This is a genomic window from Siphonobacter sp., from assembly GCF_048595215.1.
In the GTDB taxonomy this organism is placed as follows: Bacteria; Bacteroidota; Bacteroidia; order Cytophagales; family Spirosomataceae; genus Siphonobacter.
Genome location: NZ_JBMDWJ010000216.1, coordinates 37275 through 49119, shown reverse-complemented (window position 1 = coordinate 49119; position 11845 = coordinate 37275). Strand labels below are relative to the sequence as shown.

At 47.8% G+C, this 11845-nt stretch carries 9 protein-coding genes; all 9 read right to left on the bottom strand.

What is annotated here, in order from left to right; genetic code table 11:
* Positions 1-11 precede the first annotated feature (11 nt).
* Positions 12-1115, bottom strand: a complete 1104-nt coding sequence (locus ACOJTG_RS13495) for a glycosyltransferase (protein ID WP_420154298.1) — start codon at positions 1113-1115, stop codon at positions 12-14.
* Between the two features lie 12 nt (positions 1116-1127).
* On the bottom strand, positions 1128-2114 hold the full coding sequence (locus ACOJTG_RS13490; RefSeq protein WP_420154297.1) for a glycosyltransferase family 2 protein: 987 nt from the start codon (positions 2112-2114) through the stop codon (positions 1128-1130).
* Between the two features lie 38 nt (positions 2115-2152).
* Positions 2153-2851: a WbqC family protein gene (locus ACOJTG_RS13485; RefSeq protein WP_420154296.1), complete on the bottom strand. Its 699-nt coding sequence runs from the start codon at positions 2849-2851 to the stop codon at positions 2153-2155.
* A 114-nt stretch (positions 2852-2965) separates the two neighbouring features.
* A complete protein-coding gene (locus ACOJTG_RS13480) occupies positions 2966-5020 on the bottom strand; it encodes an ArnT family glycosyltransferase (protein ID WP_420154295.1) in 2055 nt (684 codons plus the stop codon).
* 11 nt (positions 5021-5031) lie between these two features.
* Complete coding sequence (locus tag ACOJTG_RS13475) at positions 5032-6114, bottom strand: DegT/DnrJ/EryC1/StrS family aminotransferase (protein ID WP_420154294.1); 1083 nt, start codon at positions 6112-6114, stop codon at positions 5032-5034.
* Positions 6111-7364, bottom strand: coding sequence for an ABC transporter ATP-binding protein (locus ACOJTG_RS13470; RefSeq protein WP_420154293.1), 1254 nt, complete (start codon positions 7362-7364; stop codon positions 6111-6113). The genes ACOJTG_RS13475 and ACOJTG_RS13470 overlap by 4 nt, the downstream gene beginning before the upstream one ends.
* 59 nt (positions 7365-7423) lie before the next feature.
* Positions 7424-8272, bottom strand: coding sequence for an ABC transporter permease (locus ACOJTG_RS13465; RefSeq protein WP_420154292.1), 849 nt, complete (start codon positions 8270-8272; stop codon positions 7424-7426).
* Positions 8269-9387 carry a hypothetical protein gene (locus tag ACOJTG_RS13460; protein WP_420154291.1) on the bottom strand — a complete coding sequence of 373 codons (1119 nt, stop codon included), beginning with the start codon at positions 9385-9387 and terminating at the stop codon, positions 8269-8271. Before ACOJTG_RS13460 ends, ACOJTG_RS13465 begins: the two co-directional genes overlap by 4 nt.
* Before the next feature lie 27 nt (positions 9388-9414).
* Complete coding sequence (locus tag ACOJTG_RS13455; protein ID WP_420154290.1) at positions 9415-11697, bottom strand: SLBB domain-containing protein; 2283 nt, start codon at positions 11695-11697, stop codon at positions 9415-9417.
* Positions 11698-11845: the final 148 nt, after the last annotated feature.

Genomic DNA, 11845 nt, shown 5'->3' with positions numbered 1-11845 from the left:
TTTTTCGTGGATCAAAGCTGCTGCATGATGGTTTCCCAGCGGGAAATAATCACGGAAACATCAAATTGTTGGGCTCGATTTTTCGCTTTTTCAGCATTGAAAATCAACTCTTTATTCATTACTTTCTGTAGGGCAGTGACTACATCCCGAACGTTCCAGGAATCGACAACTTCGCCCATTCCTTCCTGCACAAACTCAGCCACACCACCCGAATTAAACGCGACGATGGGTTTTGCCAGAGCTGCCGCTTCAATCATTACCAAGGGAAACGGATCCTCCCGGGAAGTCAGCAAAAAGCCGTTGGCGAGGGATAGATAGTGATAATAATCCTCCCGTTGTACGCCCAGTACATCAACTCGGACGCCCGAATTATGTTTTAATTTTTCCTGCGTATACGCTACGAATCCGTCATCAATGACCTGACCCAGCCAAATGATACGAGCAGGAGAGCCCTTTAGCTGCTCCGCGAAATCGGGTAGCAGATCAAACCCCTTGCGGTACGTGCTTTGTCCAGACATTACCCATACGAACTCATGGGGCTGAATACCCAGCGATTGCCGAAGCTGCTGTACGCGGTTCGGTTGAATTTGAATGCGAGAATGATCGATGAGGGAATGGCAGAGTTCGATTCGCTGTCCACCGGCTTCGCGAATCCGTTGGCAAACAATTTCCGAGCAGCCAATGATGCGATCGCTTTCGGTAATTAACCGCCGGAATGACTCTCCCTTCAACACCATGTATTCGAGGGGGAGTTCGTGAAAGTGGGTCACCACCCGCACCCCTAATTCCTGAGCCAGCGGTAATAAGAAGGCCGGTACCAGGGTGTTCAAATACCAGATATCAGCTTTAAACCGTTTCTGTACGTTCCGGAGGTACCGAAAAATTGGGTTTTCGCCGAATTTGTTCTGTATTTTTTGAACGACCGAAAAGTGGTGCGGAGCCGTAAACGTAGGAACGTCCGGAGGGAGGTCATTTAGTAATTCACCCGGCTGTAGCGTACATAACCCCAATTGAAAAAGATCCCGATTGAATCGATTCAGCAAATACCCCATCATCATTTCTGATCCGGTTCGACCTGCGTAGGGAGTGATAATCAGTATTTTACGAGTAGGCATAAGTGTACAGACTCAGGCAATGTTTTCTTCCGGTTTTATCTTGTAAAAACCCGGACGGTTGAATACCGTCGGCCAAAAATACCGCAATAACATTTGAAATCGCCGGGCAAAGCGACGTTGATTTTCCATTTCACTGCCCAAGGGTCGCCGATTCTTCAGATTCACAAAGGCTTTCCAGCCCGTAAAAATTGGAATCAACAAGGCATAATTCAGCATGACGACCAAGTATGCCCCCACGCCGTACTGCTTACGTAACCAGAGCAGATTTGAGACCTGCATCTGTACATTGAACCGATTAACGTAAGAAACATCCGTCCGACGGAAGGGGGAGTCACTGGTGAGATGCAGGAAACCTAAATCTTTATAGTACAAGAGCTTCCCAACTTTACCAAGCCGGTACGACCATTCCACATCTTCGCCGTACATAAAGAAACTCTCATCCAGAGCACCGACTTTCTGTACGGCTTCCCGGCGTACCACCATAAACGCTCCTACGAGCCAGTCGTGCTGACGGGGGTCAGTATACACCGTAGCTGGCAACATACGCTCCACCCAGGCCTGTAAGCGGATCGGAACGATATAGAAAATGCGGCGAAACTCGGCAAAACTCTCAAAATAGGGTTGAGGGCTGCCATTCCCGTACAGTTGCATGGGAGCTGACGCAGCAACGTCCGGTTCAGCATCCATGCGTTCCACGCACACATCAATCGCATCCGTGTTTTGCAGCGTATCGGCATTCAGCAGCAGATAGTACCGACCCTGAGCCGCCTGAATGGCCCGGTTGTTGGCCCGGGCAAAGCCCGCGTTATAGCCCATATCGATCCACTGAATGTCGGGGTGTTGCTCCAGTACCTGAGCTTTACTCTGATCCTGTGAATCGTTGTCGACCACAATCACTTCGTAACTGACCCGTTTGGTCCAGTCCTTAACGGATTGAATGGCCGCGATCGTTAGATCCGCACACTTATAATTAATAATCAGAATGGAAACATCAACCATACAAAAGGGCCGCTTCTAATCCGGCGTTTGATACACGATCACTCCAGTACGTACGCTTTCAACAGCTCATCTATTTGCTCTTTGGTATTGAACATCAGTACATCTATGATACTCAACCAGGGGACAAAGTCTCCGCCCAACTGGGGATATTCTGCTTTTTCGGAACGAATAAAATTTAACCGGATCTGGTGTTCGTCAAACCGCTCGTGGCTGTACAGCTCTTTCCCACCAATGGGATTGATGTAATGATCCGCTTTTTCCTGCAAGCAGATATCAAGAATGCGTTCCTGGGCCTTTAAATCCTGATTCTCGTAAATCGTCGAACTGGGTACCAGCTTCGTCGTAATGCCCAGATACGCATTGATTTGTACCAGACTATTAAAGATATAGGTACTGATGTTTTCCTCCGGGAATTGTAAAATTTCCTCCAGTAATGGATACACCGCCGCGTACAGTGGGGCCTTACGGTACGTTTGCTGAATGGTCTTCAGCAATTTATCCCGCCATTTCTGCTGCGTATCGATGGAAATTTCCCGAATCAGTTTGTTCTGACTGGCGTCTTTCAGCGGAATTGTAAACAACTGGGCTTTGCCGTTATTGAGCAGGTTATTCCGATTGATCCAGCCCCGGTTAATGAAGGCGACATCATCGTAGAGTACAAACGTATCCACCGCTTTCATCAGCTGAAAATAGCCAATATACGGAAACAGATAGGGTTGCATGATGGCTAAAGTCATATCGGCTGGGTTCAAGGTAAAAGAAGGTTGATTGTTCTCTATGAATGAGAGAATGTATGAAGGATACTGAAGCGGGAAAGAGCAGAGCGTTAAACGTCTGCTCCTTCCCGGCTTTTATTTCAATTTCCGGAGCCAGTAATCTTCCGCCGGAACGATCATCTTCGCTCGGGTGGCAGCTGTTGTATCCGTACCGAGCCGGATGTCGCCGGGCTGGGGTTTGATCACGCTGGCCGCAAAGAACAGGTATTCCGCTTCTTTGGGAATGGGCTGTAACCCGCGTTCAAAAGGATTGATGGGAATGAGTTTCCGCGTCAGGTCTTTGCCGAACAGAGGGTATTCGTAATCGTCGTTGATGTCCGCCAAAGCAACCGTCGCGTGTTCGGGTACGATTTGATCAAAATTCTTGTACGCTGGCGTAATATCCTCGCGGGCATAAGACATACGTTCGATCCGACCTTCGTCAAACGCCGAAGGATGGCCATTGTGAGCCACCGGAAGGCAACGTTCGTTCCACAATACGGCAAAAAATGCGGAAGCACAGGCGAGAGCAACAATGAATAGAATATAGCTTTTCAGAGCCAGTTCCCGCGGACCTAGTAAGGAATGCCGTTTCGTAAACAGGACCGTCAGGAAAGGAATCACGTAAATGCTTGTACTAATGAAGTACCGACCTTTAAATGGATCATAGGGAGCCGAATACGACAAAGCAGCCGCGTGCAACAGAGCCGCTCCGGCCAGGAAAAGCAGAGGTTTGGAGCGAATAATCCCAAACAGCACCAGAAATACTAGCGGCCATAACAAGGCAAAGCCCATGATGCCCCAGTAGGGGAGCCCATTCATGAAAATGTAATCCCGGTTGTAGCTGAAGGGTCGGATCGTAAAATCGGTTTCTTCCCGAAGCCGGGCGTGTACCTTTCCTTCCAGCCAAACAAAGGGAGCTTTGAACCATTGATTAGGTCCTTCAATCACGCCGGGTAGGTTGGTAAGACCGTCCAGGTTCATGAAGTCAAAACCGTACCGCAGGAAATTCCGGGTACCTTGTTCGTAAAGATTTGGGCTAAAGATACCCCCAGCTCGTTCCACCGATTGGTGACGCGTAGCCGTAGGCGGGCCAATCGGGTGATTATACCGCTGAAGGTTGGACAGATAACCCGTGGGTAAGGTAAACAGAAGCACGCCGATAACCGCCGAGGTAAAGAAGTGCTTGAGCTGACCCAGAGAATATTTGACATTGGGCACACCGAACACAAAGACGTACAAGGCCACCATGAATAACGAGGGGAATTGTAGAACCAGCGTAATCTTGTGGCCCAGACCAATACCAAAAATGAGTCCGGCCAAGTACAAATACCGACGGCGATGCGTCTGGTGGTAGGCAAATAAGAAGTACACCAAGCAACTAACGTAACCCATCAGTACGATGTCCGTATCAGTCGTTGTAGATTGTAGCAGAACGTTAGGCAATAGACCCATCGCCAAGGCACAAAATACGCTGGCAGTGGTATTGCGACTGATGGATTGAGAAATACCGTAAGCCGCTAGTACGGAGACCCAGTAGCTGAGGTAATTGATAAGCTTGAAGGCATTCTCAATTTTTCCCGTAATCAGGTAGCTGTAAATCTGAATGCCGCACACGCTACGGGGATAGGTGTCAATATTCCAGTTAGTACCGTAGAACGGAGCCATCGTACCCCGCTGAATGAAGTACATGACGCGTACCAAATGGCCCGTCATACTGTCCCATTCATTCGGCACAGTAAACAGCACCAAGAGTAAACTGATAAAGGACACCGTTGCCAGCGTTGCGATCATTAGACCAAAGACCACTTTCAGGTAAAGAGAAAGCTCTTTATACCAGGTCCAGGTTCGCTGAAGCGTACTGCCTAAAAGGCTGATCACGGAGAAATCCTCGTATTCCCGAATGAATACTTTCGAGAATAAGAGATAAAAGATGAAAGGCGGAATGAATACAATGCCCGCCCAGAAGCGTACATCCGCCGTTTTATGCAAAAACGATAATATGAATCCGGAGACAATGATACTACCGGCAAAGACCGTAAATGCCGTGATGATTACATCTACTAAAGACTTTCGTGAGACCTGGGCAGCTACCCGGAAGCAGAAGCCCACGAACATCAGAAAGAGTAGGCGGTACAACCAATCCCACATGTTTGGTACTATTACAGGTTTTCGTTGATGATCGAAATAATTCGTTCGACGTCATGATCCGGCAGATCCGGATACAGCGGCAGACTCAGGGCACGCACCGCCATATACTCCGAGACCGGACATGACTGATGAGCGTGCAAAAAGCTCAACGTGTTTAAGGAAGGATAAAAATACCGACGAACGAAAATGTTCTGAGCGGCTAAGGCATCGCGTACCTTCAGCAAATCAGCTTCCGTTTCAAAGAAAACGGGGTAGTACGCGTGATTCCACTCCACGTCTGCGGGTATGGTGGGTTTGGTAAGCTTCTCCCAGTTTAGGTGCTGATCGTAGCTTTTCGTAACCCGACGGCGGCCTGCAATAATCTCATCCACTTTAGGCAGATTACACAAACCCATAGCCGCATGAAACTCCGAGTTCTTGGCGTTAATGCCAATGTCGAAATAGTCATCTCCTACGTGACCAAAGCTACGGTAGAGTTTTAACTGCTCGGAGAGTTCAGCATTAGGGGTCGTAATCATGCCACCTTCCACCGTATGGAATACTTTCGTCGCGTGAAAACTACAGGTCGAAACGTCGCCGTAACTCAGTAAGGATTTACCCTGGTACTGAACACCAAAGGTATGAGCGGCATCGTAAATGACGTATAAGCCATGCTGCTTGGCAATGGCTTCGATACGTTCAATCTGGCAGGGAATCCCATACACGTGAGTAGCCAGAATAGCCTGCGTTTTTGGCGTAATTAGAGCCTCAATGCAGTCCGGATCGATACAGAGATCTTCTTTCCGGATGTCCGCGAAAATGGGCGTGGCATTTTCCCAGGCAATGGCGTGGGAGGTAGCACAGTAGGAAAAAGGCGTCGTGATCACTTCGCCCGTAATCCGAAGGGCCTTCAAAGCCATTTGCAGCACAATGGTACCATTAGAGCTGAAATGCAGATGCTCAAGACCGAGGTATTGTCGCAGTTTTTGTTCTAATTCCAGAACGAGCGGTCCCTGGTTGGTCAAATGATGACGTTCCCAGATGCCGTTTAAGTACGCGATATATTCTTCTTGAGGAGGAAGGTAGGACTTGGTTACAAAAATTTTTTCGCTCATACGTTAACCTCCTCTGCCTGTTCGATAGTGAAGGGAAAATAGGGACGAACGGAACCCGGCCATTTACCATACCAGGCTACTTCGCCGCGATAATCGTCAATTTCAAATAAAATGGATTCCTGTAGGTGATACAGTACCGTCGCCGCATCTTTTACAATCATCATCGTGATGGTATAGGTACCATCATTGAGGAAGTTACCGGGCAGTTCTACTTCGCCCGTAATTATCCCAGGGTTCGCATCAAGTTGCGGAGAAGCCAGGTTAAAGATGGTTTCTCCCGTCATGGAATTGAAGTGCATACTCAGGTTGAGCTTGGCATTCTTGACGAAGTTCCAGAACTCAAACCGAACCCGGATGGGCGTACGTACGTCAATGCGGGTTTGACTACCGCTAAACGTAGGTATCAATTCAATCTTTTTGATCCTTACCTGATCATTACCAGGAGCTGATTCGGGCGTAGTCCATTCCCGTACCAGACTGGTTTGATTGATCTTCGACATGTAATCGGTAATGATCTGTCCCGTTTCACCGACGGCCACCATTTGGCCACGATTCATGAATACGGCTTTATTACACAGACTTTGTACGGCCGTGAGATTATGACTTACGAACAAAATGGTACGACCACTATCCGACACATCTTTCATCTTGCCAAGACACTTCCGCTGGAATTCAGCGTCACCTACGGCTAGTACTTCATCGATGATCAGAATTTCGGGTTCAAGGTGAGCGGCAATCGCAAAACCCAAACGTACAAACATCCCCGAAGAATAACGTTTCACGGGGGTGTCCAGAAATTTTTCGATACCGGCGAAGGCTACGATTTCATCAAAGTGCTGCTTGATCTCGGACTGCTTCATGCCGAGAATAGCACCGTTGAGAAAGATGTTCTCGCGACCCGTAAGCTCCTGGTGAAAGCCCGTACCGACTTCCAGCAAACTGGCAATACGGCCCCGGACCGTTACCCGGCCTTCAGTCGGCTCGGTGATCCGGCTGAGTACTTTCAGAAGCGTAGACTTGCCAGCTCCGTTGTGCCCAACGATTCCGATTCGGTCGCCCTGAGCTACGTCGAAGGTTACATTTTTAAGAGCCCAGAATTCTTCTTTGACGGAAGTCTCCTGTGGCTTGGAACCGAACAGCGATTGAAAGCTATTGAATACGGTTTCTTTTAACCCCGATGGACCACCGTATTTTTTCTGGTGATCGATGAAGTAGCGTTTACCTATGTTTTCAACCTGGATGGCATTCATAACAGGGAAGGTTAACGGAGGGAGCCAGCCAACCTATTGATGAAAAAAAGCTTTGAAGATTAAATATAGTCAACAAAACCGTTTTCGCGTTTACGGAAAAAAGCAACAGAACTGAGGACAACTACTAGAATAATGATCACACTGGGAATAAAACTTTCCCAGTTGAACGGAGCTGTACCTCCTAAGAGGGTCCAGCGAAAACCATCGATAATTCCCACGATGGGGTTCATATTATAAAGCGGGTACCACCACTGATCAGCGTATTGCCGAATGTTCATGGACGAGTACGCCACGGGACACGCATAGAATCCAAACTGGATAATGAAAGGCGTCAGTTGCGTAAAGTCACGATACTTCACGTTCATAACGGCTAGAAATAAACCGAAACCAAACGAAGCTAGGTACGCCATTCCCAAAAACACTGGCAAAAAGACCAGTTGCCAGGAGGGCATAAAATCCTGCTTGAAGTAGTACCAGAGGTACATCGGAATAATCAAGGCAAAGCCAACCAGGAAATCAACGAAACCTACCATGACCGAACTAGTCGGTAGGATCAATCGGGGAAAGTAGACTTTCGAAACTAGGTTGGAGTTACTTAATATACTGTGGCTCACCTGCGAAAGCGAGTTAGCAAAGAAGTTCCAGATCAGTACGCCTGCAAAAATAGCCAGCTTGGGAGGAACACCCGGTTCAAATTGTAGACCGGCTACTTTACCAAATGCAAAAAAGAGGACCGCTGTAGTAAGTACGGGGCGAACGACGCTCCAGACAATGCCCAGAACCGTTTGTTTATACCGAACGGTAATATCCCGCTTGGCAAGAATCCAGAATAATTCGGTAGACTTCCAAAATTCAGACCAATAGTTCTTCTGCGACCTGCCGTGTTCTATAATCGTTTCCTGGGTCATGAATTCTGTAATTTTTTCATCATGTTTTGATAGGAGTTAATCAGGAACATGGCCGCCAGTGACAGCACAATGCCCAGAGCAATCCCAATTTTAATGGCTTTTCCTTTGGGGTAGGGAGTAACTGGCAGCGGAAAAGTCGGCTCATCGATAATCATTACTAAGGGGCTTTCCCGAATGAGCGAGGTACGCAAGGCGTCGATATTCCGAATGGACTCCATATACAGTCCTTGCAAATAGGTCGTATTCTGAGAAAGGCGTTGGTCATTCACGCGGGCCGAAGGCATAATGGCATACTGACTATAATCCTGAGCTGCGGCTAATTTGCGTTCAGCTCCCGTTAGTTTCGTCAGTACGGAGTCGCGACGGTGAACGTTCAGATCAAGTAGCTCTAGCGTTTTCTGACTCTGCGTTTCTTTATAGAAATCAGTCATTCGAGCGAGCCAGGTTTCCACCAGCAGCTTTGACAGCGTATCGGATTCGGTCTTGATGGACAACTCCATGAAGCTGGATTTCCGGTCTACGTTTTCAATCTGTAAGTCCTGTGAAGCGTAATCACGAAACATATCCAAATAGGACATTTCTGCATTTGAGTACTGTTTAATGGGTTTATCCGGGAAACGGAATTTCTTACCCAAGTACTCTTCATTTTTCGTTCGACGCAGGGCTCCCGAACGGTCTTTGTAAAAGTTAGCGAGCAGGTCCGTCTTATTACCAATCGTGACCTTCGTCAACATCACGCGGTTCCCAATTTTCTTGGAGCGAAACAGAGAAACGAAGTTTGGTCCCGAGAACATATTCGCACTTGAACTACCCCCCGACATACCTAACGCACTAGCGAAGTTCGAGAGTTCAGAGTTACCTGAGCCACTTTCCAGGTTAAAGATCAGGGAGGCCTCATATTGATCAGGTACTTCATTCACCTGGTCATAAATCCAACCACCTAAACCGCCAAGTAGTACACATATCAGCAATAACCACCAATACTTGACGATTGTTTTGAATACGGTAGTGACCGTATTTACCAATTTTCGAGGGTCGAAAGCGGGAGCTGGCTCGACAACGGCCACCTCCCCATTAGGGGTAAGTACGGGTTTATGAGATTCTTCTGTTACCATAATTATTATGAAAGGCTGGAGTTACGATTATAACGTTCGGAGAATAGCGTAGATACCCAAGAGGCCGGACAGCGAACCACCAATAGTACCAATCACACCCATCACCTGAGCAGCTGTAATGTCGGCCTGCGTACGTACGGGTACGATGATACGAGAACCAGGACGTACTTCCGGATACGAATTGAAGAACAGGAATCGCTTCGTCTTCTTGGCATATCCATTTGCGTAGATTACGTACGTACGTTTCTTCACGCTACGAGAAGTAAAACCACCGGCCCGTGAGATATACTCGCCAACGCCCACATTTTTTGTGTAACGGGTTGTCGTAGGCAATTGCACTTCACCTTCAATTTTAATCGTCGGGTTAAACTTGGGAACCGTCAGCAGATCACCATCCTGAAGAATCAAGTCGATATCCGTATGCGGTTTTTCCAGGATTTTCTTCAGATCGATACCAATGGCTTCTTCTTTATTTTCGGCTACTACATCGGCTTGCAGAGCGGATTTCCGGCCATCGTTGCTGATCGTATTCAAGGTTTTCTGCTGCTGATCAATTTCTGCTTTCGTAAGCTTGGTTTTGCGAATTAGTGAAGCTCCTTCCACATAGGCATAGGCAGTAAGGCCACCAGCCCGCTTGATCAAATCCGAAATACGTTCGTCGCGATCTACCAGACCGTAATCACCCGGTGTACGTACCTGACCTTCGACTTTTGCTGCTTGGTTATTTTCGAAGTTAGGAGAAGCTCGTACGTATACGACGTCATAGGGTTTCAACTGAAACTTGGAAGCTTCATCGGTCAAACGCAGGTCACGGCTAATAGACAGGGTAAACGTTTCCGCCAGCGTTGAATTGATGAGTTTGGGATCATCGGAATCCAGACGTTTGGGGCGAATCACTTCAATGTGATTAGGAGAGGCTGCCGCCCGTAGATTTCCCGCCGTAATGATAAGATCTTCAACGGTCATTCCTTCGAACCAAGGATAGTAGCCATTGTTCTCCGCTGAGTCACCTTTGGGGGTATTAACTTCACCTAAAATCCGCACCGTCATGCCTTCCCGCAATTGGGTTACGCTAGCTACTTCCACCCGATCCAGAGGTTTAAGCACTACATTAGAATCCTTTCCGTTCAGAATGCGAGTCAAGTTTACCGGAATCAATTCTTCCGTCAGATCATCCTTCTGACGGTGGATGGCCGCACGGCCTAGGAACGCATCACGTTTAGGTCCTTCGGCCCGACGAATCAGGTCTTTTACCGTTGGGTTACGATCCAGTGGATAGGATCCGGGCATGTATACGGCTCCATTGATCACTACCATGTTTTCTTCCCGTTCGGGTACGCGATTGATGCCCACCCGGTCACCATTCATTACCTCAAACGTATTCATTTCTTCTTCGCGTACATCGATGAACTTCCGGCCATTGGGCGTAATGCGTTGAATGGTAATCGTCGGACGATACGCATCTTCTACCAAGCCCCCCGCATACGCAATCAGGTCACCCAGTTTTTCGCCGGGTAATAGTTCAAAATAGCCCGTCTTTTTCACGCCTGCCGTTAATTCTACCCGTGAACGGTAGGGAGGGATCTGAATGACATCGTCATCTTTCAGACTGATGTCGCTCATCCGTAAACCTTTCGTCAGGTATTTGTACAAATCGATGGTCCGGAATACGGTATCCTGACCAGAACGGTTGCGGCGAATCAGGTTGATGGTACGAAAAGATCCTGAAGCCGTCGGACCACCCGAAAAATACAAGGCGTTCATGACCGTAGCCAGGGAGGGTAGGTTATACGTACCCGGATTAACTACTTCTCCGATGAAGTTAACCCGAATGCTTCGGATATTACCAATTCGGATACTCATGTCCATGCCGCGGCCAATGGGATAGATACGGGCAAGTTTCGCACGAATCCGCTCGGTAGCGGCTTCAATAGTCAGGCCGTTGACGAAGATGGGGCCCACCTGGTCAAGTTGTAAAATTCCTTCAGGGGTGATAGTTTTCTGAATATTAATGTCCCGATACAAATCCCCGTAGACATTAATGATCAACTGGTCTCCAGCACCTAAGATGTAACCTTTAGGTGTAGGAATGTTAGTAATCGGAGCAATATCCAGGCTTTTATTTGAGAAAATATCGGCACCAAAAATCTTGAGTTTTTGTTCTTTCGTACCGGGCTCTTCGGTATTAGCTCGGAGTAGACGCACGGAATCTTCACGTGCTTTAGATCGCTGATCCTGAATGTATTGCCGCTGTTGAGTATTGTCTACCTGATTCGTATTTCCCGGCGTGGCCATGGTAGGCTGCGACATGGGAATATTAGCAGGTAAACTAGTCGGAGGAAAGGGTAACTGAGGGATCTGAGCCCACACCAGCTGAGTGAACAGCAAAAAGCCAGAAATAAGTGTTAGTTTCAGAGTTGATGCAGATTGAAGGAGTGGGACAAAAAGAAAAGTTCTA

Bases quoted from the DNA above. Each gene is read 5' to 3' on its own strand.
- ACOJTG_RS13465 (WP_420154292.1), bottom strand. From the start codon at position 8,272: ATGACCCAGGAAACGATTATAGAACACGGCAGGTCGCAGAAGAACTAT.
- ACOJTG_RS13470 (WP_420154293.1), bottom strand. From the start codon at position 7,364: ATGAATGCCATCCAGGTTGAAAACATAGGTAAACGCTACTTCATCGAT.
- ACOJTG_RS13485 (WP_420154296.1), bottom strand. From the start codon at position 2,851: ATGACTTTAGCCATCATGCAACCCTATCTGTTTCCGTATATTGGCTAT.
- ACOJTG_RS13495 (WP_420154298.1), bottom strand. From the start codon at position 1,115: ATGCCTACTCGTAAAATACTGATTATCACTCCCTACGCAGGTCGAACC.
- ACOJTG_RS13490 (WP_420154297.1), bottom strand. From the start codon at position 2,114: ATGGTTGATGTTTCCATTCTGATTATTAATTATAAGTGTGCGGATCTA.
- ACOJTG_RS13475 (WP_420154294.1), bottom strand. From the start codon at position 6,114: ATGAGCGAAAAAATTTTTGTAACCAAGTCCTACCTTCCTCCTCAAGAA.
- ACOJTG_RS13460 (WP_420154291.1), bottom strand. From the start codon at position 9,387: ATGGTAACAGAAGAATCTCATAAACCCGTACTTACCCCTAATGGGGAG.
- ACOJTG_RS13480 (WP_420154295.1), bottom strand. From the start codon at position 5,020: ATGTGGGATTGGTTGTACCGCCTACTCTTTCTGATGTTCGTGGGCTTC.
- ACOJTG_RS13455 (WP_420154290.1), bottom strand. From the start codon at position 11,697: ATGTCGCAGCCTACCATGGCCACGCCGGGAAATACGAATCAGGTAGAC.